The sequence below is a fragment of the Yoonia sp. genome (assembly GCF_046292185.1).
Classification (GTDB): domain Bacteria; phylum Pseudomonadota; class Alphaproteobacteria; order Rhodobacterales; family Rhodobacteraceae; genus Yoonia.
The window spans coordinates 1-23,902 of the sequence record NZ_JBKBQY010000054.1 but is presented as its reverse complement, the minus strand read 5'-3'; the positions used below and the strand labels follow the sequence as shown (position 1 = coordinate 23,902).

Below are 23,902 nucleotides of genomic sequence, written 5' to 3'. Positions count from 1 at the left end.
ATGCGGCTCGGCAACGGCAAACTGATCACCAAAAGCAAGCGGCCCCCTGCCAATCCGCTGGCGTTTCTGCCGCGCTTTGCCGCGCAGCCACGGCTTGTCGCCGGTTGGCTTTTCGCGGTGATCCGCTCGGGCGGCTGGTGGGTGTATATCGTCTATCTGCCAATCTACGCGCTTGAGAACGGGCTGGGCGACCGGGTCGGCGGGATCGTGCTATCGATGTCGAATGCGGCGCTGTTCGTCACCCCCCTGATGCTGCGCTGGATGCAGAAGCGGTCGATCAGGCAAGCCGTGCGCACCGGATTTGTCACCGCCGGGATATTATTCACACTTGCAGGCTTCGCCGCTGGCTGGCCCTGGCTGACGGTGCTGGCACTGGTAGGCGGGTCATTCTTTCTGATCCTGCTCGATGTGTCGGGAGGGTTGCCGTTTCTACTGGCCGTAAAGCCCTCGGAACGGACGGAGATGGCCGCCGTTTACGCCAGTTTCCGCGATGTCTCTGGCATTCTGGCCCCCGGCACGGCATGGCTGGTTTTGCTCGCGCTGCCGGTTTCGGGAGTCTTCGTAGCCTCTGGCCTCAGCCTGCTGGGTGCATGGGCACTGTCGCGCAAGGTGCATCCGCGCCTTGGGCAGGCACGGATCAGGCTGGTGCCCGCCGAATAATCAGATGTCGAGTGTGTTGAGCAAGGTCTTCAACGTCTTGCGCTGCATTTCAGTCCAGTCGGACCTTTTGCCACGGAACAGGGTCGCCTGCGATGCGTGGATCAGCCCGTCCGACAATATCTTCAGCCCGTTGGCGCGCAACGTTTCCCCTGTCGACGTGATATCGGCAATCGCCTCGGCGGTTTCGTTCTTGACGGTGCCTTCGGTCGCGCCCTGACTGTCGATCAATTGATAATCCGCCACGCCGGCATCGCGCAGAAAATCGCGCACTAGCCGGTGGTATTTCGTGGCGATCCGCAAACGGAACCCGTGCTTGGCCCGGAAGGCAGCAGCAACCGCGTCCAGATCATCCAGCGTATCGACATCGACCCAGCCCTGCGGCACGGCGATCACAAGATCCGCCCCGCCAAAGCCCATGGGTGCGAGTTCCGTCACACGCTGCTGCCAGTTCACCAGTTTTTCGCGCACCAGATCGGACCCGGTCACGCCAAGCTGGATATTGCCTGCGGCCAGTTCACGCGGAATTTCACCTGCGGACAGCAGAACCAGTTCGATCCCGTAGATGCCGTCAACTGCACCTGCATATTCACGTTCCGAGCCGGATTTGCGCAGGGTCACGCCGCGCGCGCCAAACCAGTCGAATGTCTTTTCCATCAGCCGCCCCTTGGACGGCACCCCGAGTTTCAGCATTTGCCCACCTCCAGCGCCAGATCAGGGCGGATCACGCCACCCACGGCGGGCACGGCACGCCCCTGCCCCAACCTTGCGGTCAGCGCGTCATAGCGCCCGCCAGTGGCAATGGGCGGCAATTCCGGTCGGTCACTGGCATAAAAACCAAAAACGAACCCGTCGTAATATTCCAGACTGGTCCGGCCATAGCTGCCTTCGAATTCCAGCGTATCCACGGCGATGCCGCGCGCGCACAATGCGTTCAAACGTGCCTCCATCCGGCGCACGGCACCGCTGATCGCGGGCATATCAACGGCAATATCGCGCAACACACTCAGCGCATCGGTGCTGGTGGCGCGCAGGCCCAGTATCGCATCGATCAGCGCAATTTCATCTGAGGCAAGCGGCTTTGCCTGCGCATCGGCCTGCAAAGCGGCAATGCGGGCGGCAACCTCTGCCCGACTGCGCAAGCCGATGTTCCCACCAGCCGTCACAAACGGATCAGCGGCATTCAGCAAAGCGGCACGCAAAGGCGGCACCTCGCCCGACCCATAGCGGCGCAGCAGCGCGCGAAACCGCGCCGGGTGCCAGATATGGCGTAACAAGGCGGCTTTGCGATCTTCTGTCGTGTGCAGTCCGCGCACCGCCGCCATCAGAACCCCGATATCGCCGGTGGCCGCGCGCAGCGGCAATCCTGCCAAAGCCTCGGCAATGACGGCGAAAACCTCGGCATCGGCGGCGGCAGGGTTCTGGCCGTCGAAAACCTCGTAACCGGTCTGCACGAATTCATTTGCACGGCGCTCGTCATTTTCCTGCTTGCGGAAAACCTTTCCCGAATAGGTATAGCGCGCGGGATCGGCATCGGAGTCCATATGCATCTGCACAACCGGCACGGTGAAATCCGGACGCAAGACCATTTCACCACGTAGGGGATCGGCGGTCAGGTAAGCACGGGCGCGGATATCCTCGCCATAAAGATCAAGCAGCAGATCGGCGGGCTGCAACACATCCGCCTTGACCACCACAGCGCCTTGAGCAGCAAAGTGATCGCGCAGGCGCCGTGCCTCCTTCAAGGTTGCAGGGGATGTGGGCATCAGGCCTGTCCATCCAGAATGGCGCGGACGCGCGCGACCATCTGATCACGCGGCACGGCATATTGGCTGGGGCGGTCTTTCCATTCCTCCAGCGTCGCATTCTGCGCGATTTCCGCACCAAGGATCAGGTCCTTGATCTGCACGATGCCTTGATCAAATTCATCCCCGCCCGCGATGATCGCGACGGGAGAGGCGCGTTTATCGGCATATTTCAACTGATTGCCAAAGTTCTTGGGATTGCCCAGATAAACCTCTGCCCGGATACCGGCATTGCGCAATTCCGCTACCATGGTCTGGTAATCGGCCATCCGCACGCGGTCCATGACAGTGACGATGACGGGACCTGCCGCCTCGCTCTTGATACGCCCAGTAGCGCGCAAAGCGGCCAGCAGACGGTCGACGCCGATGGAAACTCCCGTAGCCGGGACCTCTTGCCCGGTAAAGCGCTTGACCAGATCGTCGTAACGACCGCCTCCCGCAACAGAGCCGAAGTTGCGCTGGCGACCTTTTTCATCCTTGACCTCGAAGGTCAGCTCGGCCTCATAGACAGGGCCGGTGTAATAGCCGAGGCCGCGTACGACGGAGGGGTCGATGATGATGCGGTCAGGACCGTAACCTTGGGCGGACAGAAGGTCGGCAATCTCTTCAAGTTCCGCCACCCCTGCAACGCCGATAGGCGATCCGACGACCAGTTCGGCAAGCCGCGCGACTGTCGCGGCCCCGGTGTCGCGTCTCGCTTCCATGAAGCCGATGACGACATCCGCCTGCGTATCACTTAGCCCAGCCCCTTTGGTGAAATCGCCGCTCTCATCCTTGCGGCCCTCGCCCAGCAATGCGCGGACACCATCCACACCGAGCCGGTCCAGTTTGTCGATGGCACGCAACACGATCCCGCGCTCGACCTCCTTATCGTCGCCCGACAGACCCGCAACTTCCAGCACGCCGTTCAACACCTTGCGGTTATTCACCCGGATCACGTAATCGCCGCGCTTGATGCCAACCTCTTCCAGACAATCCGCCAGCATCGCACAGATCTCGGCGTCGGCGGCCACACTCGCCGCGCCCACAGTATCCGCATCGCATTGGTAAAACTGTCGGAACCGCCCCGGCCCCGGCTTTTCATTGCGCCAGACCGGGCCCATCGCATAGCGGCGGTAAGGGCTCGGCAGATCACTGCGATATTGCGCTGCCACACGCGCGAGCGGGGCGGTCAGATCATAGCGCAAAGCCAGCCAATCCGCATCTTCCTGCCAGGCAAAGACACCCTCGTTCGGGCGATCCACATCGGGCAAAAACTTGCCCAGCGCCTCGACCGTTTCGACAGCCGATGTCTCCAGCGCATCAAATCCATAGCGATGATAAACCCCGGCGATCTTGCCCAGCATTGCGGCGCGTTCGGTTACATCCGCGCCGAAATAATCCTGAAACCCCTTGGGCGTCACTGCCTTGGGGCGGGGTTGCTTTTTGTCACTGGCCATCGCGTAGTCCCTTTGCTTTGGCGCCGTTTACCTCGCCAGCATGACAGGGGCAATGCAATGCGACCAAGCCGCCCGCTTCCTTTCGCTTCTTATTTCCAAAAATACTCAAGGCACCACCGCGCTACAGGCTTTGCGCTTGCGGCAGGGCAGTGTATCAGAGCGCATGACCACACTCGATCAACTCGAAGAAAAGATCGCCCATCTGACGCGCAGCGTCGATGATTTGTCCGATATTGTCGCGCGCCAGGACAAAGACATCGCGCTGCTCACCCGCCGTGTGGCCCTGTTGATGGAACGCGAAGCGAACCGCGATCAGGATGCGGATGGCGGTGTGGTGATCGCGGATCAACGGCCTCCGCATTGGTAAGTCGTCCATATCGACCTCAGGCGTCTCCCACCTCGATCACGCCACTCAGACTGCGCAAAGCGCCCTTGATCTGCGGGTTGATCGGAAAAGGCTCTCCCAGATCCAGCTCCACCTCGCCGGGCAGATCATCGCCCATCAGGCAGACATAGACCGATCCGCGTGCCGCCCGCACGCCGTCGCGGGCGGCGTTGGCCAGAATACTGGCGACGGTGTCAATTGCATCGGGGCGGTCAATGAATACCCGCAGGCCAGCGGATCCGGCATCCGCCACCACGGAATCAATCGGCGACACCGACCGGCCCAGTAGTTTGAGCTGATCCGCCTCCAGCGTCGCTTCACATTGCAGGACGATCTGCGATCCTGTTTCCAGATGCGCGCGGGCCAGTTCCAAAGTGTCGGAAAACATCGTGACCTCATATTGCCCGGTCGGATCAGACAATTGCACAAAGGCAAACCTGTTGCCGCGCGCCGATTTGCGTTCCTGCCGTCCGGACACAGTACCCGCCATTTTCACAATCGAGGCCCCTTTGGCTGCGCGCGCGGTCACCTCGTCCAGCGTCATCACCTGTTTGCGCTTGAGCGCTGCCATGTAATCATCCAACGGATGACCGGACAGATAGAACCCGATCGCCTTGAATTCCTCGGCCAGCCGTTCTGCGGGCAACCAATCATCGCCAAAGGACAGTCGCGGTTCCGGCAGATCCTCGCCCGCGTCGCCGAACAGCGACACCTGATTGGATGATTTCTGGTCATGGATCGCCGCCGAATAGGCCGTCAACGCATCCAGCGATTGCATCACCCGCCGCCGGTTCGGATCGAGCACATCGAACGCGCCGGCCCGTGCCAGCATTTCCAGCGACCGTTTACCGACACGTTTCAGATCACAGCGGCGTGCAAAATCATACAAGTTCACGAAGGCTTTATCCGCCCGCCCTGCGACGATCAATCTCATCGCCTCGACACCAACGTTCTTCAAGGCTCCCAAAGCATAGACCAGTTTCTGATCCTGCACGTCGAACAGCGCCTGTGATCGGTTCACGCAAGGCGGGATATAGTCGATCCCCAGCCCCTTTTTCACCTCTTGGAAATAGACGCCCAGCTTGTCGGTCAGATGGATATCGCAATTCATCACCCCGGCCATGAATTCGACCGGATGGTTCGCCTTCAGCCAGGCGGTCTGATAGCTGACGACGGCATAGGCGGCGGCGTGGGATTTGTTGAACCCGTAATTGGCGAATTTTTCCAGAAGGTCGAAAACCTCGCGCGCCTTTTTCGGCTCCACCCCGTTCGCTTTGGCGCCCGCTTCGAACTTGGGCCGCTCTTTCGCCATCTCCTCTGCGATTTTCTTACCCATCGCGCGGCGCAACAGATCGGCACCGCCAAGGCTGTAGCCCGCCATGACCTGCGCGATTTCCATCACCTGTTCCTGATAGACAATGATGCCCTGCGTTTCGGCAAGGATATGGTCAATCGACGGATGGATCGATTCCAGTTCCTTGACCCCGTTCTTCACCTCGCAATAGGTGGGGATATTTTCCATCGGGCCGGGACGGTAGAGCGCAACAAGGGCAACGATATCCTCGATACACGTCGGCTTCATGCGCTTGAGCGCGTCCATCATGCCAGAGCTTTCCACCTGAAACACCGCAGTGGTCTTGGCGCTGGCATAAAGCGCGTAGGATTTCGGATCGTCCAGCGGGATCGCCCCGATGTCATATTCAAAACCCACGGGCGGTTGGTAAAGCACATCACCGTCCGCCGCGACATTCAGGCTGCGCCCCGCTTTGCGGATCAGTTCCACCGCATTCTGGATCACGGTCAGGGTTTTCAGCCCCAGAAAGTCAAATTTGACCAGCCCCACCTGTTCCACCCATTTCATGTTGAATTGCGTGGCGGGCATATCCGACCGCGGGTCCTGATAGAGCGGTACCAGTTCATCCAGCGGACGATCACCGATCACCACACCGGCGGCATGGGTGGAGGCGTTGCGCAGCAAACCTTCGACCTGCTGGGCATAGGTCAGCAGGCGCTGCACGACCTCTTCGTTCTTTGCCTCTTCTCGCAGGCGCGGCTCATCCGCCAGCGCCTTTTCGATGCTGACGGGTTTGACGCCTTCGACCGGGATCATCTTGGACAAACGGTCCACCTGCCCGTAAGGCATCTGCAACACGCGGCCCACATCGCGCACCGCCGCCTTGGACAGAAGCGCACCGAAGGTGATGATCTGACCCACCCTGTCGCGGCCATATTTATCCTGCACGTAGCGAATGACTTCCTCGCGCCGGTCCATGCAAAAGTCGATGTCGAAATCGGGCATTGAGACGCGTTCAGGGTTCAGGAACCGCTCGAACAGCAGCGAATACCGCAACGGGTCCAGATCGGTGATCAGCAGCGCATAGGCGACCAGCGATCCCGCACCCGACCCCCGCCCAGGCCCGACGGGAATGCCGTTACCTTTGGCCCATTTGATGAAATCGGCCACGATCAGGAAATAGCCGGGAAATCCCATGCCTTCGATGATCCCCAGCTCGAAATCGAGCCGTTTTTCATACTCTTCCACCGGGGCCGCATGCGGGATCACGGCGAGCCGCGCTTTCAGCCCTTCCTGCGCCTGTCTACGCAGTTCGGCGACCTCGTCATCGGCGAATTTTGGCAGGATCGGCGCGCGCTTATAGGCTTTGAAGGCGCAGCGCCGCGCGATTTCGATGGTGTTTTCAAGCGCCTCGGGTAGGTCGGCGAACAAAGTCGCCATTTCGCGGGGTGTTTTGAAATAATGCTGCGGGGTCAGGCGACGGCGGGGTTCCTGCTGATCGACATAGGCGCCATCGGCGATACAGATCAGCGCATCATGTGCTTCATACAAGGCGGATTTGGGGAAATAAACGTCATTGGTCGCAACCAACGGCAGGCCCTTGGCATAGGCCATTTCGATATGGCCGCGCTCTGACAAACGCTCCGCCTCTGGCAGGCCACCGTCCACCGGGTGGCGCTGCAATTCGACATAAAGCCGCTCCGGGTAAATTGACGCCATCTGGTCCAGTAACAGATCTGCCTTGGCCTGTTGACCGTGCCGCAGCAGCAGCCCGACGGGGCCGTCCGGCCCGCCGGTCAGGCAGATCAGACCCGCGCTGTATTGCGCCAGTTCCTCGACCGTGACCTGCGGCAATTGCCCGGCGGCATCCAGATAAGCGCAGGAATTCAGCTTCATCAGGTTCAGATACCCGGCTTCGTTCTGCGCTAGCAGGACGATGGGCGCTGGTGCGTCGGGGCGTTTGCCCGGCTCTGGCGCGGTATATGTCAGATCAATCTGACAGCCGATGATCGGTTGGACGCCTGCCTTGGACGCATATTCAGAAAATTCCAGCGCACAGAACATGTTGTTGGTATCGGTCACGGCAACCGCCGGCATCCCCATACCTGCCGCGAGAGGGGCCAATGATTTGACCGGCACCGCCCCTTCCAGCAGGGAATATTCGGTATGGGTGCGCAGGTGAATGAATCGGGGATGATCTGTCATCGGCCAAAGGTAGCGGATGGGCGCGCAGGCACAAGAGCGTCCGGGCATCACGCTTGACTTGGAACGCCATGACCTGACACTCAGCCGGATGACTGACAAGCTCGATTCCTTCTTTGGTGCGATGGCCGATCCCACACGGCGGGCGGTTTTGCAGCGCCTCGCCGCCGGCCCCGCCAGCGTCAGCGAATTGCACAAGCCGCATAAAATGGCGCTGCCGACTTTCATGCGGCATCTCAAGGTACTGGAAGACAGCGGCGTCGTCCGGTCCGTCAAGAAAGGGCGCGTGCGCACCTGCCAGTTGGAAACCGAACCGTTGATCGAGGTTCAGGGCTGGCTTGCCTGGCAGCGCGCGATCTGGGAAAATCGGGACGCAAACCAGCCCTGAGTGCCGCCCAATATTTGGGCGAACGCAACGCTCTGGCGCATACTGCGGCGAAAAGCCTTGCAAAGCGGGCTGCGCGCCGATTTTATACCCTGTAATCACGGGCAGATGTCTACGCCGCATCGACATCTGATACCATTGATCTGGTAAGGCGGCGGGTCAACAACAATGGAAGTCACGTTTCTTCTCAACGGGGAAACCATCTGCGTCACCGCGCAGCCAACCATGACTTTGCTTGATTGGCTGCGCATTGAACGCGGCCTGTGCGGCACCAAAGAAGGCTGCAACGAGGGCGATTGCGGTGCCTGCACGGTGATGGTGACTGATGCCGCTGGTGCCAGATCGCTGAACGCCTGCATCCTGTTGCTCCCCCAACTGCACGGCAAGGCAGTCCGCACGGTGGAAGGGATCAACGGCCCTTATGGTGCGCTGCATCCGGTGCAACAGGCGATGATCGATCACCACGGGTCGCAATGCGGGTTCTGTACGCCCGGTTTCATCGCCGCGATGGCGACCGCGCATTTGACAGGGCGGACGGATCATGACGATGTGCTGGCGGGGAACCTGTGTCGTTGCACAGGCTATGCCCCGATCATCCGCGCGGCCAAAGCGGCAGAGGATGCGCCAGTGCCGAACTGGATGCATGATAGCCCGCCGGCGGTTGAACCTGTGCCCTATGCGCCGGAGACATTGAATGAACTCGCCGCCCTCTATGCCGCCAACCCTGATGCAACATTGGTGGCAGGGGCGACGGATGTCGGGCTTTGGGTGACCAAGCGATTGCACGATCTGGCACAGGTCGTTTTTCTGCATCGATGCGCGGATTTACGACAAGTGGTAGTAAGCGATGAGGTGATCCATCTCGGTGCGGGGGTCACAATGGCCGAGGTGTTGGAGGTGATGCGTGAACATCACGCATCCTACACGGAACTGATCCGGCGTTATGGGTCAGATCAGGTGCGCAATGCTGCAACGATCGGCGGCAATATCGCCAACGGCTCGCCCATCGGGGACAATCCGCCTGCGCTGATCGCGCTGGGGGCGACATTGCATCTGCGGCATGGTGAGGCCGTGCGCGAAATACCGATTGAGGATTTCTTTCTGGAATATGGCAAACAGGACCGCCGCGCAGGCGAGCTGGTCACCGGCGTCACCCTGCCCCGGCATGCACCGCACCTGCGATGCTACAAGATATCCAAGCGGTTCGATCAGGATATCTCGGCGCTATGTGGCTGTTTCAACATTGCCGTCGTGGATGGGGTTGTAACCTCGGCCCGGATCGCCTTTGGCGGGATGGCCGGAATACCCGCGCGCGCCAGCCATGTGGAGGCCGCCTTGACAGGCCAGCCATGGACGCGAGCAACCGTCGATCAGGCGGCCCAGTATTTCGACGATGACTTCACGCCGATGTCGGACATGCGCGCCTCTGCGGCCTATCGCTTGCAGACTGCGCGGAACCTGTTGCACCGCTATTTTGCGCACAGCCAGGGCCATATTACCGATGTGCTGGAGGTCAGTGCATGAGCGTCGCCAAACCCTTGCCGCATGACGCGGCGCACCTGCATGTCACCGGTGCCGCACGCTATATCGACGATATCCCGACACCGGCGGGCACATTGCATCTGGCTTTTGGTCTGTCGGATGTCGCCAAGGGCGTGATCACGGCGATGGATATTGAGGCCGTGCGCGCAGCCCCCGGTGTTATTGCGGTCCTGTCGGCGGCTGATCTTCCTTATGTCAATGACGTGTCACCCAATGCCCATGACGAACCTTTGCTGGCTGTGGACCGCGTGCACTACCTTGGCCAGCCATTGTTTCTGGTCGTGGCCGACAGCCATCTGGCGGCGCGCAAGGCGGCGCGGTTGGGCGAGATCGAAATTGATGCCGAAACGCCAGTCCTGACCATTGATCAGGCCATGCAGGCAGATAGCCGGTACGAGGATGGCCCGCGCATCTGGACCAAAGGCAATGTGGATCAGACGCTGGCTCAAGCGCCGCGCCGCATCAAAGGCCGGATCGACATGGGCGGACAGGAGCATTTCTATCTCGAAGGGCAAGCCGCGCTCGCCCTGCCGCAGGAAGGCGGCGATATGGTGGTGCACAGCTCTACCCAGCACCCGACCGAGATCCAGCACAAGGTGGCGGAGGCGCTGGGCCTGCCGATGCATGCCGTCCGCTGCGAGGTGCGCCGCATGGGTGGCGGTTTTGGCGGCAAGGAAAGTCAGGGCAATGCGCTGGCCGTGGCCTGCGCGGTGGCGGCAAGGCTGACCGGCAAGCCGTGCAAGATGCGGTATGACCGTGACGACGATATGATGATCACCGGCAAGCGGCATGATTTCCGGATCAGCTATGACGTTGGTTTTAATGATGATGGCAGGGTGCTTGCTGTGGACTTTGTGCAGATGACCCGTTGCGGCTGGGCACTGGATTTATCGCTTCCGGTCGCTGACCGTGCGATGCTGCATGCGGATAACGCCTATCATCTTCCTGCGGCGCGGATCACCTCGCACAGGCTGAAGACCAATACCCAGTCGGCGACCGCCTTTCGCGGCTTCGGCGGCCCGCAGGGGGTGTTGGGGATCGAGCGTGTAATGGATCATGTCGCGGCGGAATTGCGGCTGGACCCGGCGATTGTCCGGCAACGGAACTATTATGCGCCGATGACGGGTGAACCTGCGTTACGCGGGGACAAATCTGCCAAATCTGATGCGGGGACGATGGATGCGCAGACCACGCCCTATCACATGCCAGTGACGGATTTTATCCTGCACGAAATGACGGATCACTTGCTTGCCACAGCGGATTATCAGGCGCGTGCAGCCGCAATCGCCCGATGGAACGCGGATCAACCCGTGTTGAAACGCGGGATCGCGTTCAGCCCGGTGAAATTCGGGATCTCCTTCACGCTATCGCATCTCAATCAAGCCGGGGCCTTGGTACATGTGTACCAAGACGGGTCTGTCCACATGAATCATGGCGGCACCGAAATGGGACAGGGCTTGTTCCAGAAGGTGGCGCAGGTCGCAGCAAGCCGGTTCGGCATTGATGTGGCAATGGTCAAGATTACGCCGACCGATACCGGCAAGGTACCCAACACATCAGCGACGGCAGCATCCTCGGGGTCCGACCTGAACGGGATGGCCGTGGCCAATGCCTGCGACATTATCCGTGACCGGATCGCGGGCTGCCTTGCTGCCATGCATCAGGCACGGGTCGAGGATGTCCGCTTTGCGGATGGTCAGGTGTATGTCGGGGGTGACGTGATGGATTTTGCCAAGGCTGTGCAGACCGCCTATTTCCAGCGCGTCAGCCTGTCAGCGACAGGGTTTTACAAAACGCCGGGCTTAAGCTGGGACCGGAACAAAGGCAAAGGCACGCCGTTTTTTTACTTCGCCCAGGGTGCCGCCGTGACCGAGGTGGTCATAGATACACTGAGCGGTGAAAACCGTATCCTGCGCGCTGACCTTCTGCATGATGCAGGGTCGTCACTGAACCCTGCGCTGGACATTGGTCAGGTCGAAGGTGCCTATGTGCAGGGTGCCGGCTGGCTGACGACCGAAGAACTGGTCTGGGACGACAAGGGCCGTTTGCGCACCCATGCCCCCGCGACCTACAAGATCCCCGCCTGTTCGGACCGGCCTGACGTCTTCAATGTGGCGCTGTGGGATCAACCGAACCCGGCACAGACGATCTATCGCTCCAAAGCGGTGGGTGAGCCGCCGTTCATGCTCGGAATTTCCGCATTCCTGGCCCTTTCGGCCGCGGTTCAGGCTTGCGGGCCGTCCTATCCCGATTTGCAGGCCCCTGCCACGCCAGAGGAAATCCTGCGTGCGGTGCAAAGAGCGCGGGAATGATACCGATCCGGATCACTGTCACCGATACTGCCGGGTCTGCCCCGCGTGAGACGGGCGCACAGATGCTTGTCTGGCCGGACAGGATTGAAGGCACGATCGGCGGCGGCGCGCTCGAATGGGATGCGATGGCCAAGGCGCGGCGGATGCTGGCAGAAGGGCAAGGTCAGCACCGGGCGACAATCCCGTTGGGCCCCGCCCTGGGGCAATGTTGCGGCGGATCGGTGACCTTGGTCTGGGAACAGGCATTGGCGCTGGATGCCCCTGCGCGCCGCCCGCTTTGGATCTATGGCGCAGGCCATGTCGGGCGCGCGATTGTGCATGTCATGCAACCCTTGCCGGATTTTGCGATCACTTGGGTGGATGTCGCTGCCGATAGATTTCCGCAGACGGATGTCACCACACTAGTCGCCGTCGATCCGGTACAGGCGGTGCCGCATGCGCCGGATGATGCGGCGCATCTGATCCTCACGTATAGCCATGCCATCGATCTGGCGCTGTGCCATGCGATCCTGTCGCGGTCGTTCGACAGTATCGGCCTGATCGGATCGGCGACCAAATGGACAAGATTTCGCAGGAGACTGGCTGCTTTGGGTCATTCTTCCGCCCTGATCGCGCGCATTGCCTGTCCCATTGGTGACACATCTCTGGGCAAACACCCCGCTGCTCTTGCGCTTGGCGTCGCAACCGCCATGATCAGACCGCAGGGACTCCAGAACAGGGAAAGCCGCGCATGAATACACCTTTGTTGCGACTTGACGGTTTGACCAAAGCCTATCCCGGTGTTGTCGCCAACAAGGATGTATCGTTCGAAATCCAACCGGGTGAAATTCACGCCCTGCTCGGCGAAAACGGTGCGGGGAAATCAACCCTGGTCAAGACGATCTATGGGCTGGTCAAACCCGATGCCGGCCACATGCATCTTGAAGGCACGCTGTTTGAACCCGCAGAACCCCGCGCAGCAAGGGCTGCTGGTGTGGCGATGGTTTTCCAGCATTTTTCGCTTTTCGATGCGATGAATGTTGCTGAAAATATCGCACTTGGCATGGAAAATCCGCCGCCTCAACGCGCGATCTCAGCACAGGTGCGCCAAGTGTCCGATCAGTACGGTCTACCGCTGGACCCGACGCGCGTTGTGGGCGAACTTTCGGCAGGCGAACGCCAGAGGGTGGAGATTATCCGCTGTCTTCTGCAAGATCCCAAGCTGCTGATCATGGATGAGCCGACATCTGTGCTGACCCCGCAGGAGGTGACGATCCTGTTCGAAACCTTGCGCCGCTTGCGTGATGCAGGCACCGCAATCCTTTACATCTCGCACAAGCTGGAGGAAATCCGCGCCCTTTGCGATGCAGCCACCGTTCTGCGGCTGGGGCAGGTCGTGGGAACCTGTGACCCACGGGCCACTTCATCACGCGAGATGGCGGAACTGATGGTGGGCAGCAGCCTGCATGTGCCACACAAGGCGTCGCGCCCAGAAGGCGCAGTGATCCTGACGCTGCAAAAGCTGGGCGCAAAGCCGCCGCACCGGTTCGGCACGTCCCTGCGGGACATTGATTTGACTGTCCGTCGGGGCGAAATCCTGGGCATCGGCGGCGTTGCCGGCAATGGACAAGACGAGCTGGTCGCGGCCTTGTCCGGCGAAATCCGTACACGGCGTGACATGCTGATGATGGCAGGTAAAAGCATCGGGCATCTGGGGCCGAATGCGCGCCGTCGTCTGGGGTTGCTGGCCGCGCCCGAGGAAAGAATGGGCCATGCCGCCGCCCCTGATATGACGCTGACCGAAAATGCCCTGTTGACCGCCGTTACGCGGCGAAACCTGGCCAACCGAGGCTTTGTCCGCTGGGGCAAGGCGCGGGATTATGCGGCTGCCGTGATCAAGGCCTTTGATGTACGTACGCCGGGGCCTGCCAATACGGCGCGGTCGCTGTCGGGTGGCAATTTACAGAAATTTGTCATCGGCCGCGAGATCATGCAGGACCCGGTGGTCTTTGTGGTCAATCAGCCGACCTGGGGTGTCGATGCCTCGGCGGCGGCTGCGATCCGGCAGGCTTTGCTGGATCTGGCGGATAAGGGTGCGGCGGTGATTTGTATTTCTCAGGATCTGGATGAACTGATGGAAATATCCGACCGCTTTGCCGCCTTGAACAATGGGCGTCTGTCGGCACCGCGTCCGGCACAGGGGCTGAGCGTTGAGCAGATCGGCCTGATGCTGGGTGGTGCCCATGATATGGAGGTGGCGGATGTTGAAGGCGCGATTTAATGCCTTGGGCGGGGACATTCCTGATACGGCGATGAAGGGGGCTGCATGATCCGGCTTGAAAAACGGACCGCGCCGTCCGCGTTCTGGACTTATGCGGCACCGGTGCTGGCGGTGGTGCTGACGATGGTCTGCGGCGGGTTGCTGTTCGCTGCGCTGGGCAATGATCCTTTCGTGACGATCCGCACGATTTTCTGGGACCCGTTGTTTTCGGAATTTGCCTGGTATTATCGCCCGCAATTGCTGATCAAAGGCGCGCCGCTGGTGCTGATCGCGATCGGGCTTTCGTTTGGTTTTCGCGCGGGTGTGTGGAATATCGGCGCCGAGGGCCAGTACATTTTGGGCGCGATCTGCGGCGCGGCTGTTGGCCTTGCGTTTTACCCGATGGAATCCGTTTTCATCCTGCCGCTGATGATCGTGGCGGGCGCTTTGGGCGGTTGGGCCTGGGCGATGATCCCAGGTGTATTGCGCGTGAAATTCGGCACCAATGAAATTCTGGTATCCCTGATGCTGGTTTACGTGGCGCAGAACCTGCTTGCCTCTATGGCGCTGGGTGCCTTGCGCAACCCCGATGCGATGGGATTTCCGGGCAGTCGTAATCTGGCACGTTATCCATCCGCGACAAGCTGGATCAACGAAGGGGTGGGCCTGCATTGGGGCGTGGTCTTTGCCTTTATCGCAGTGATTTTCGCCTATATCACGCTGTCGCGGCATATCTTCGGCTTTCAGGTACGCCTGTCTGGTCAAAGCCCCCGGGCAGCACGGTTTGCGGGGGTGAACCCCGGCCTGCTGGTGTTGATCTGCATGGGCATTTCAGGTGGGCTGGCAGGCCTCGCAGGGCTGTTTGAAGTCGCGGGTCCTTCGGGCCTGATCAGCATTGATTTCAACGCAGGCTATGGTTTCACCGCGATCATTGTCGCCTTTCTGGGCCGGTTGCATCCGGTGGGTATCCTGCTTGCGGCCGGGCTGATGGCGCTGACCTATATCGGCGGCGAGATCGCGCAATCGAACCTGCGCCTGCCTGCGGCAGCGATCCAAGTGCTGCAGGGGATGCTGTTGTTCTTTCTGTTGGCGGTGGATGTACTCACGCATTACCGCGTCAGATTTACTGCGCGGAGGCTCGTCTGATGGATCTGTCCGTAATCAACCCGGTGCTTTTGCTGGCATCCCTGATGGTGGCGGCGACCCCGATCCTGCTGGCGGCGATCGGCGAATTGGTGGTGGAACGGGCCGGGGTGCTGAACCTCGGGGTGGAAGGCATGATGATCACCGGCGCGATCTGTGGATTCATCGTCGCGGTCAGTACTGGATCACCCTGGCTCGGCTTTGCAGGGGCCGCACTTGGCGGGGCGATGCTTGCGCTGATCTTCGGGGTTCTGACGCAAGTGCTGCTGTCCAATCAGGTGGCGACAGGGTTGGCGCTGACCTTGTTCGGGCTGGGGCTGGCCGCGTTACTGGGGCAGGGCTATGTGGGGATCAAGGCGCCAGCGGTGGCGAAATTCCCGATCCCGTTGCTGAGCGATCTTCCGGTCATCGGCCCGATTTTGTTTCGCCATGACCTGATCGTCTATCTGGGCATTTTGATCATCGCCGGTACCTGGGCCTTTCTGCGCTACAGCCGGGCTGGGCTGATCCTGCGCGCGGTCGGTGAAAACCACGACGCAGCCCATGCCTTGGGTTACCACGTGATCCGTGTCAGGTTGCTGGCGATCATGTTCGGCGGGGCCTGTGCGGGGCTTGGCGGCGCCTATCTCGGGCTCGTGCGCGTGCCGCAATGGACCGAAGGGGTGACGGCTGGCGCTGGCTGGATCGCACTTGCGATCGTGGTTTTCGCAAGCTGGCGACCATGGCGGCTTTTGCTCGGTGCTTATTTGTTTGGCGGTGTGACTGTGTTGCAGCTAAATCTTCAGGCGGCGGGAGTCGCGCTGCCTGTCTCTTATCTTTCGATGGCGCCGTATCTGGCAACCATTCTGGTTCTGGTTATGATGCGATCCGGACGGGCACCGGGGTCACTTGCCCAATCGTTCCACGCCTCACGCTGAGGCTTATCGACCACCAAGGGGATTAACATGAAAATAAAAACATTACTCGCAGGGACAGGCATCGCGGTTGCGCTGGCCACCGGCGCTTTTGCGCAGGACGATCCGACCAAAGTCGGCTTCATCTATGTAGGACCCGTCGGCGACGGCGGCTGGACCTATGAACATGATCAGGCACGTCAGGCCGTCGAGGCGCATTTCGGCGATGCCGTTGAAACCGTATTCGCCGAAAACGTCGCCGAAGGCCCCGATGCCGAACGCGCCATCACCTCCATGGCGCTGCAAGGCGCTGACCTGATCTTTACCACATCCTTTGGTTTCATGGATGCCACCATCAACGTGGCTGAACGCTTTCCCGATGTGAAATTCGAACACGCGACCGGCTATATGACCGCCGATAACGTCTCGGCCTATAACGCCCGGTTCTATGAAGGCCGCGCCATTCAAGGGCATATCGCGGGTCAGATGACCGAGAGCAATATCATCGGCTATATCGGGTCCTACCCCATCCCCGAAGTTATCCAAGGCATCAATTCTGCTTTCATCCACGCCCGCGAGGTGAACCCAGATGTCGAATTCCGCATCATCTGGGCCTATACTTGGTTCGATCCCGCAAAAGAGGCTGAAGCGGCGTCGGTCCTGATCGAACAAGGCGCAGATGTGATCCTGCAACATACCGATTCGACCGCACCGCAAGCGGCGGCGCAGGCTGCAGGCAATGTCATCACCTTCGGTCAGGCATCCGATATGGCCGAATTCGCGCCCTTCCCGCGCGTGTCATCCATCATCGATGATTGGGCACCATATTATATCGCACGCACCCAGGCGGTGATTGACGGCACGTGGGAAAGCAGCAACGTCTGGCACGGTATCCCCGAAGGTATGGTCGGCATCGGCGAGATAACCGATGCTGTCCCTGCTGAAATCAAAGCCTCTGCCGAGGCGATGATCGAGTCGATCCGCACGGGCGAATATCATCCGTTCACCGGCCCGATCAATTATCAGGACGGATCGGTCTGGCTGGAAGATGGTGAAGTCGCCGACGACGAAACCTTGCTTGGCATGAACTTTTTCGTCGAAGGTCTAAGCGGCGAAGTCCCGCAATAAGCGTTCGCGCTGAAGAGAAAGGCCCCGGCACTGCGCCGGGGCCTTTTTTTGTGGCTTACACCTTGGTTTTGTGGATTTCACCGGACCGAAGACGTGTACGATAGCTGTGCAATTCCCGCTTTACGATAGGCATCAGAAAGTAGAGCGCAATGATATTTACAATCGCCATCGAGAACAGCATCGCATCCGAAAAATCAATGACCGGATCGAGGCTGGCAGCAGCACCGATCACGATGAACAGACAAAAGATGCATTTGAAAACGAACTCCTTCTTCGCGCCCTCCCCGACCAGATAGGTCCAGGCTTTCAATCCGTAGTAGGACCAGCTGATCATGGTCGAGAAAGCGAACAGTACGACAGCGACCATCAACAGGACCGGGAACCACGAAAACGCCGACGCATAGGCCGCTGATGTCAGGGCAACGCCTCCTACATTGCCTTCGGTCGTGATCCGGCCCAGTTCGGCGTTCCAGATGTAAAGCCCGGTTTCAGGGTCTTGTGCCAGCACGCCGCTGATCACGATCACCAAAGCAGTCATCGTGCAGATCACCACCGTGTCGATGAAGGGTTCCAGCAGAGCGACATAGCCTTCGCTGACCGGTTCTTTTGTACGCACCGCAGAGTGGGCGATAGCGGCAGACCCGATCCCTGCCTCGTTGGAAAAGGCAGCACGCCGGAAACCTTGGATCAAGGCGCCGGTAAAGCCACCGACGATACCCAACCCGGTAAAGGCCCCGGTGAATATCTGCCCGAAGGCCCAGATGATCTGGTCATAGTTGATCAGCAGGATCAGCACCGACACCAGCACATAGAAAATACCCATGAAAGGTACGATCTTGCTGGTGACCCGCGCGATGGATTGCAGACCACCCGCGATCACCGCGAAGGTCAGCAGCGCCAGCGCCACACCGGTGATCCAGCCGGGATAATCACCGACAACATTGGATATCTGGGCATGGGCCTGATTGGCCTGGAACATGTTGCCGCCACCCAAAGCTCCCAGAATGGTAAATACGGAAAACAGGATCGCCATCGCGCCGCCCAAGGGCAGGCCTTGTTCCTTGAACCCTTTGACCATGTAATACATCGGCCCCCCGGACACAGAGCCGTCGGGGTATTCATTGCGGTATTTCACGCCAAGGGTACATTCTGTGAATTTGGTCGCCATGCCGAACAGACCAGCGACAACCATCCAGAACGTGGCCCCTGCCCCGCCGATACTGACTGCGACCGCGACCCCCGCGATATTGCCAAGCCCTACGGTGCCGGACAAAGCGGTGGCCAACGCCTGAAAATGGCTGACCTCGCCTGCGTCGTTCGGGTCTGAATAATCCCCCCTCACGAGCCTGATGGAATGGACAAACCCGCTGAACTGGATGGCACCGAAGTACACGGTGAACACCACCGCCCCCACGACCAGCCACAGCGCAATCCACGAAAAATCTGTCCCCGGAAAGGGCGCAAAGATAAACGCCACATACCAACTGGTATAGTCGGCAAAGATCGCATTGATACGATCATCCAGGCCCAAGGTCCCCTGTGCGGCGGCCATCGCGGGAAGGCAGAAGGCGATCATCGTCGCCACGACATATTTGAATTTCGACATGATGTTTCCTCTCATGGAATGATCGTGACAGGCACAGACGAAGCAGCGGCCAATCGCCCGGCGACACCGCCGAACAGCCGTGCCTTCAGCCCGCGCGCGCCAACGCGGCCGATGATGATCTGCTTGGCCCCCTTTTCCCGGGCCAGAGCATCCAGAATTTCGGCAGCATCGCCGTGGCGAACCACGCCTTCGATGTCGAAACCATACGCCCTTGTCATGGTCAGTGACGGGTCAAGGACGCGTTCCCGCGCCATCGCGATTTCTGCTTCACGGCGCTGGTGCCGCTTGGCGTTTTCTTCGGCGGTCTGAAAGGCGAAGGGCGACCATTCAATCACGTAACAGATGATAATGGTGCAATCGCCGTCGGCCCTTGCGCGGTCTTTGGCAAAGGCTAACGCGCGCGCCCCCGCCTCGGACCCGTCAAGGCCGACGATAAAGGTGGTCTTACTCATGATATATTCCCCGTTTATTATTGAACCGGATCGGAATGCACGACTGACCCGCACTTGCAGGTTCTGCTGCCAGCATCCTTGCAACCATAAGGGAATTTGAGATTCCGCATCACAAAAGCTGATCAGTGCTCAATATTCAGGAAGATTGATCAATTTTGAGATAGAAAATTGCGCAATTGCGCAGTTTGTTGTGTTGATTCAGTAAAATTAACTTATGAAGAGCACCGCCTGTCCTGCTCAGCAAGACTGATTGCCCCCGGCGCTGGCTTCCGATATCGACAGTGTCAATCCAGACCCGACAAAGCGGAGCAGCCCAATGGCAGCCTATCAATTCGTCTATTTCATGGACGGCGTATCCAAGACCTATCCCGGCGGCAAAAAGGTGTTCGAGAACATCCGCCTGAATTTCCTGCCCGGCGTGAAAATCGGCGTCGTCGGTGTGAACGGCACCGGTAAATCCACGCTGATGCGGATCATGGCCGGTCAGGACAAGGATTTCGCAGGCGAGGCTTGGGCAGCAGAAGGCGCGCGTGTCGGTTACCTGCCGCAGGAACCCGAACTCGATCCAAACCTGACCGTACGAGAAAACGTCATGCTGGGCGTAGCTGGCAAAAAGGCTATTCTGGACCGCTATAACGAAGTGGCGATGAATTATTCCGAAGAAACCGCCGATGAAATGGCCAGCCTTCAGGATGAGATTGACGCGCAGAACCTTTGGGATCTGGACGCGCAGATCGACATCAGCATGGAGGCGTTGCGCTGCCCGCCAGACGACGCCGACGTCACCACGCTGTCTGGCGGTGAAAAGCGACGTGTCGCCTTGTGCAAGCTGCTGCTTGAAGCGCCTGACATGCTGCTGCTCGACGAACCGACCAACCACCTGGACGCTGAAACCATCGCTTGGCTGCAGCAGCATTTGATCGATTACAAAGGCACGATCCTGATCGTCACGCACGACCGCTATTTCCTTGATGCGATCACCAGTTGGATTCTTGAACTCGACCGCGGCTCTGGCATCCCGCACGAAGGCAACTATTCCAGCTGGCTAGAGGCCAAGGCAAAACGGCTGGAACGCGAAGCCAAGGATGACAAATCCAAGCAGCGCACGCTGGAACGCGAACTGGAATGGATGCGCCAAGGCGCCAAAGCACGACAAGCGAAATCTAAAGCACGAATCAGCGCCTATAACGATCTGGCCAACCAATCAGAGCGTGAAAAGATGGGTCGTGCCCAGATCATCATTCCAAACGGTCCACGTCTGGGCAACAAGGTGATCGAGGTCGAGGGACTGAAAAAAGCGATGGGCGATAAGTTGCTGATCGAAAACCTGAGCTTTGATCTACCTCCCGGCGGGATCGTCGGCGTGATCGGGCCGAACGGCGCGGGTAAATCGACGCTGTTTTCGATGCTGACCGGGCAGGCTGAACCTGACGAAGGCACTGTAGAATACGGCGATACCGTCAAACTGTCCTATGTCGACCAATCCCGCGACGCGCTAAGCCCGGATGCGACTGTCTGGGAAGAAATCACCGGCGGGGCCGAAATCATCATGCTGGGCGATGCCCAGATGAACAGCCGCGCCTATTGTTCCGCTTTCAATTTCAAGGGCGGCGATCAGCAGAAGAAAGTCGGTCTTTTGTCGGGCGGTGAGCGCAATCGCGTGCACATGGCCAAGCTGTTGAAATCAGGCGGAAACGTGCTGCTGCTCGACGAACCGACAAACGATCTGGACGTTGAAACACTGCGCGCGCTGGAAGACGCGCTGGTCGATTTCGCGGGCTGCGCGGTGGTCATCTCGCACGACCGCTTCTTCCTGGATCGGATTTGCACGCATATTCTGGCCTTCGAAGGTGACGCTCATGTGGAATGGTTCCAAGGCGGGTTCACCGATTACGAAGAAGACAAAAAGGCGCGTCTTGGCGCCGATGCGCTAGAGCCTAAGCGGATGAAGCACAAGAAATTCGTACGCTGAAACCGGCGTTTCACCTGTCGGTGTTTCCCGTTGCACAGGCATCGACCGGAAAGTTGCAACTATCGCTTGATTTCTGATGGCCTTTCTGGCATAAGGGTGCGGCAAACGTTATTCTTTTCGACCCACTGTTCTCCTTTCGGCCACAGTCACTCGATCAAGTTCTGACTAAGCCAAGCTGCCGCAATCTCGTGGGCAGCACGATGAAGGAAAAATACGATGGCCAATGGCACCGTAAAGTGGTTCAACGCAACTAAAGGCTTCGGCTTTATCGCTCCTGAAGGTGGATCCAAGGACGTTTTCGTCCATATCTCCGCTGTTGAGCGTTCCGGCCTGACTGGCCTGAAAGATGACCAGAAGGTTACTTTCGATATCGAATCTGGCCGTGATGGCCGCGAATCTGCGATCAACCTCGCACTCGCATAAGCGACAGATTTCAAGGAACGGCGTGCATATTCTGCGCGCCGTTTTTTTATGCGTAACGGACGCCATAAACTGGCATTCTCTGAAAATTTATTGATTTTATAGCGAATCGTGGCAACATCATGTTGCGACGGCAATAAATCGACCACTGTCTCCTTTCGGCCCAGTCATTCGATCTTACTTTGACCGAGCCGGTCCGCTGCATAAAGCGAGCGGAAAAATATAAGGAAGACAAGGACATGGCTTCAGGCACTGTCAAATGGTTCAATACGACAAAAGGCTACGGCTTCATCGCCCCCGATGGCGGGTCAAAAGATGTTTTCGTGCATATCTCCGCTGTTGAACGCTCCGGACTGACCGGGTTGAAGGACAACCAGAAGGTCAACTTCGACATCGAGGCAAGCCGCGACGGACGCGAAAGCGCTGTCAATCTGACGCTGGCCGATTAACGACGGCCAAGCTCGCGCGATTGATCTGGCTTCCGGCTGTTCCCATCCGGTGGCCTTTATTCTCTGATATCCTCAATCAGGTCCAACACGACGGGCCCGATGTCAGCCACGATAGCCTCGACCCCGTCTGCACCGGGGTGAATGCCGTCGGCCTGCATAAATCGGCGCACGGCCTCCTGCGTCTCACCCCCTGCGCGCAAGGCGGCGAACATATCCGGGTACAGCGCAATATCGTATTGCTCGGCCAGTTCAACATACATGGCCTCGAAGTCCCGCTTGAACGCCGGCCCGTAATTCGTCCCCACCGCCAGCCCGACAAGCAGCATTTCCACGCCTGCCTCCTGACCTGCCGCAAGAATCGCATCCAGATTGGCCCGGCTGACCGAGGGATCAAGCCCGCGCAGATAGTCATTTCCGCCCAATGCGATGATCAGCCCATCCACCTCAGGCGTCAGCGTCCATTCCACCCGCGACAACCCACCTGCTGTCGTATCGCCTGACACGCCCGCATTCACGATGGTCACATCCGCCCCCTGATCGCGCAGCCATTGTTCCAATTGCGGGGCAAAGCCCTGACCCTGATCCAACCCATAACCGGCTGTCAGACTGTCCCCCAAAGCGGCGATTGTCACAGTTTCGGCATGTGCGGCTGTCATGGTCAGCAAAACCGCCCCGCTTAGGTTGCGCAACACGCGCATTGCACCATATCCAGTCCTGACACCGCGACCAAAGGCTGCACCCATGACAAACCCCGTTCTGACGATCAAAGACGTTAATCTATCTCTGGACGGCAATGCCGGTCGGGTCGATATTCTGCACGACATCGCATTGACGGTCGCGCAGGGGGAAACCTTGGGGCTGGTCGGGCCGAGTGGTTCGGGCAAATCGTCTCTCCTCATGCTGATGGGCGGGCTGGAACAGGCGACATCGGGGCGGATCATGGCGCTTGGCCAGGACCTGACAAAGATGAACGAAGACCAGCTGGCCCGCTTTCGTAGGGATCATATGGGGGTGGTGTTTCAATCTTTCCACCTGATCCCGACAATGACCGCGCTGGAAAACGTCGCAACCCCGCTGGAACTGGCCGGTGTGCGCGACGCCTTTGCGCGGGCAGAGGCGGAATTGCGCGCCGTCGGCCTTGGCGACCGTATCAACCATTACCCCAGCCAGATGTCGGGCGGCGAACAGCAACGCGTCGCCTTGGCGCGCGCCTCTGCCCCGCGCCCGAAAATCCTGCTGGCCGATGAACCAACCGGCAATCTGGATGCTACCAATGGCGCTGCAATCATCGACATGTTGTTCGGTCTGCGCGACCGGCATGGCGCGACGCCGATCATCGTGACCCATGCCAATGACCTTGCGGCGCGCTGTGACCGCGTCATCAACCTGCGCGATGGCCGGATCGACACGCTGGCAAGGGCCGCAGAATGACCCTGCGGATTGCGTCCCGTTTCGCGCTGCGCGAATTGCGCGGGGGCTTGCGCGGCTTTCGCGTGTTTCTGGCCTGCCTGGCGCTGGGGGTCGCGGCGATTGCCGCTGTCGGCACCGTGCGCGCCGGGATCGAGGCAGGGCTGACCCG

General features: G+C 59.5%; 20 protein-coding genes and 1 pseudogene. 14 read left to right on the top strand and 7 right to left on the bottom strand.

The features are described 5' to 3' along the window. Positions 1-660: pseudogene (locus tag ACK4TM_RS11035) on the top strand (MFS transporter); the annotation flags it as partial. Here ACK4TM_RS11035 and hisG read toward each other — a convergent pair. The 3 genes from hisG to hisS are packed head-to-tail and all read right to left on the bottom strand — an operon-like array spanning position 661 to position 3,901. Further along, complete coding sequence (hisG, locus tag ACK4TM_RS11030; RefSeq protein ID WP_409701153.1) at positions 661-1,350, bottom strand: ATP phosphoribosyltransferase; 690 nt, start codon at positions 1,348-1,350, stop codon at positions 661-663. After that, the gene (locus ACK4TM_RS11025) at positions 1,344-2,423 is read right to left on the bottom strand and encodes an ATP phosphoribosyltransferase regulatory subunit (protein WP_409701150.1); all 1,080 of its coding nucleotides are present in this window, start codon (positions 2,421-2,423) and stop codon (positions 1,344-1,346) included. Before ACK4TM_RS11025 ends, hisG begins: the two co-directional genes overlap by 7 nt. Then, entirely contained in the window at positions 2,423-3,901 is a 1,479-nt protein-coding gene (hisS, locus tag ACK4TM_RS11020) for a histidine--tRNA ligase (RefSeq protein WP_409701147.1), read from the bottom strand. The genes ACK4TM_RS11025 and hisS overlap by 1 nt, the downstream gene beginning before the upstream one ends. A 163-nt stretch (positions 3,902-4,064) precedes the next feature. On the opposite strand from hisS, the gene ACK4TM_RS11015 reads away from it, so the two are divergent. Continuing rightward, the gene (locus tag ACK4TM_RS11015) at positions 4,065-4,268 is read left to right on the top strand and encodes a SlyX family protein (RefSeq protein WP_409701144.1); all 204 of its coding nucleotides are present in this window, start codon (positions 4,065-4,067) and stop codon (positions 4,266-4,268) included. 16 nt (positions 4,269-4,284) lie between these two features. Here ACK4TM_RS11015 and dnaE read toward each other — a convergent pair whose 3' ends face one another. Continuing rightward, positions 4,285-7,785, bottom strand: a complete 3,501-nt coding sequence (gene dnaE, locus ACK4TM_RS11010) for a DNA polymerase III subunit alpha (RefSeq protein ID WP_409701141.1) — start codon at positions 7,783-7,785, stop codon at positions 4,285-4,287. A gap of 88 nt (positions 7,786-7,873) precedes the next feature. Here dnaE and ACK4TM_RS11005 point away from each other — a divergent pair, with 88 nt between their 5' ends. The 8 genes from ACK4TM_RS11005 (at position 7,874) to ACK4TM_RS10970 (ending at position 17,424) form a co-directional block, all read left to right on the top strand. After that, the gene (locus tag ACK4TM_RS11005) at positions 7,874-8,170 is read left to right on the top strand and encodes an ArsR/SmtB family transcription factor (RefSeq protein ID WP_409701158.1); all 297 of its coding nucleotides are present in this window, start codon (positions 7,874-7,876) and stop codon (positions 8,168-8,170) included. 165 nt (positions 8,171-8,335) lie between these two features. Next, complete coding sequence (locus ACK4TM_RS11000; RefSeq protein ID WP_409701138.1) at positions 8,336-9,691, top strand: xanthine dehydrogenase small subunit; 1,356 nt, start codon at positions 8,336-8,338, stop codon at positions 9,689-9,691. After that, on the top strand, positions 9,688-12,021 hold the full coding sequence (xdhB, locus tag ACK4TM_RS10995; RefSeq protein ID WP_409701135.1) for a xanthine dehydrogenase molybdopterin binding subunit: 2,334 nt from the start codon (positions 9,688-9,690) through the stop codon (positions 12,019-12,021). The genes ACK4TM_RS11000 and xdhB overlap by 4 nt, the downstream gene beginning before the upstream one ends. Further along, on the top strand, positions 12,018-12,755 hold the full coding sequence (gene xdhC, locus ACK4TM_RS10990) for a xanthine dehydrogenase accessory protein XdhC (RefSeq protein WP_409701132.1): 738 nt from the start codon (positions 12,018-12,020) through the stop codon (positions 12,753-12,755). The genes xdhB and xdhC overlap by 4 nt, the downstream gene beginning before the upstream one ends. Next, complete coding sequence (locus ACK4TM_RS10985) at positions 12,752-14,281, top strand: ABC transporter ATP-binding protein (RefSeq protein ID WP_409701129.1); 1,530 nt, start codon at positions 12,752-12,754, stop codon at positions 14,279-14,281. The genes xdhC and ACK4TM_RS10985 overlap by 4 nt, the downstream gene beginning before the upstream one ends. Positions 14,282-14,326: 45 nt before the next feature. Next, positions 14,327-15,406, top strand: a complete 1,080-nt coding sequence (locus tag ACK4TM_RS10980) for an ABC transporter permease (protein ID WP_409701126.1) — start codon at positions 14,327-14,329, stop codon at positions 15,404-15,406. After that, positions 15,406-16,320 carry an ABC transporter permease gene (locus ACK4TM_RS10975; protein ID WP_409701123.1) on the top strand — a complete coding sequence of 305 codons (915 nt, stop codon included), beginning with the start codon at positions 15,406-15,408 and terminating at the stop codon, positions 16,318-16,320. The genes ACK4TM_RS10980 and ACK4TM_RS10975 overlap by 1 nt, the downstream gene beginning before the upstream one ends. A gap of 27 nt (positions 16,321-16,347) precedes the next feature. After that, on the top strand, positions 16,348-17,424 hold the full coding sequence (locus tag ACK4TM_RS10970; protein WP_409701120.1) for a BMP family ABC transporter substrate-binding protein: 1,077 nt from the start codon (positions 16,348-16,350) through the stop codon (positions 17,422-17,424). A gap of 55 nt (positions 17,425-17,479) precedes the next feature. Here the strand turns inward: ACK4TM_RS10970 and ACK4TM_RS10965 are convergent, their stop codons facing one another. Together ACK4TM_RS10965 and ACK4TM_RS10960 are read right to left on the bottom strand one after the other, a co-directional pair. Next, positions 17,480-19,045 carry an alanine/glycine:cation symporter family protein gene (locus ACK4TM_RS10965; RefSeq protein WP_409701117.1) on the bottom strand — a complete coding sequence of 522 codons (1,566 nt, stop codon included), beginning with the start codon at positions 19,043-19,045 and terminating at the stop codon, positions 17,480-17,482. Then, positions 19,042-19,482, bottom strand: coding sequence for a universal stress protein (locus ACK4TM_RS10960; protein WP_409701114.1), 441 nt, complete (start codon positions 19,480-19,482; stop codon positions 19,042-19,044). Before ACK4TM_RS10960 ends, ACK4TM_RS10965 begins: the two co-directional genes overlap by 4 nt. 316 nt (positions 19,483-19,798) lie before the next feature. Between ACK4TM_RS10960 and ettA the strand changes: the two genes are divergently transcribed. The 3 genes from ettA to ACK4TM_RS10945 all read left to right on the top strand — a co-directional run bounded on the left by ettA (position 19,799) and on the right by ACK4TM_RS10945 (position 22,323). Continuing rightward, positions 19,799-21,454, top strand: a complete 1,656-nt coding sequence (gene ettA / locus ACK4TM_RS10955; RefSeq protein WP_409701111.1) for an energy-dependent translational throttle protein EttA — start codon at positions 19,799-19,801, stop codon at positions 21,452-21,454. Between the two features lie 216 nt (positions 21,455-21,670). Further along, positions 21,671-21,877: a cold-shock protein gene (locus tag ACK4TM_RS10950; protein WP_007205742.1), complete on the top strand. Its 207-nt coding sequence runs from the start codon at positions 21,671-21,673 to the stop codon at positions 21,875-21,877. Between the two features lie 236 nt (positions 21,878-22,113). Further along, positions 22,114-22,323: a cold-shock protein gene (locus ACK4TM_RS10945; RefSeq protein ID WP_026352368.1), complete on the top strand. Its 210-nt coding sequence runs from the start codon at positions 22,114-22,116 to the stop codon at positions 22,321-22,323. Positions 22,324-22,379: 56 nt separating this feature from the next. On the opposite strand, the gene ACK4TM_RS10940 is transcribed toward ACK4TM_RS10945, so the two are convergent. Further along, a complete protein-coding gene (locus ACK4TM_RS10940) occupies positions 22,380-23,066 on the bottom strand; it encodes an arylesterase (RefSeq protein WP_409701107.1) in 687 nt (228 codons plus the stop codon). On the opposite strand from ACK4TM_RS10940, the gene ACK4TM_RS10935 reads away from it, so the two are divergent. After that, the gene (locus tag ACK4TM_RS10935) at positions 23,065-23,754 is read left to right on the top strand and encodes an ABC transporter ATP-binding protein (RefSeq protein WP_409701104.1); all 690 of its coding nucleotides are present in this window, start codon (positions 23,065-23,067) and stop codon (positions 23,752-23,754) included. The two genes, ACK4TM_RS10940 and ACK4TM_RS10935, sit on opposite strands and share 2 nt — an antisense overlap. The last annotated feature ends 148 nt before the right edge of the window (positions 23,755-23,902 follow it).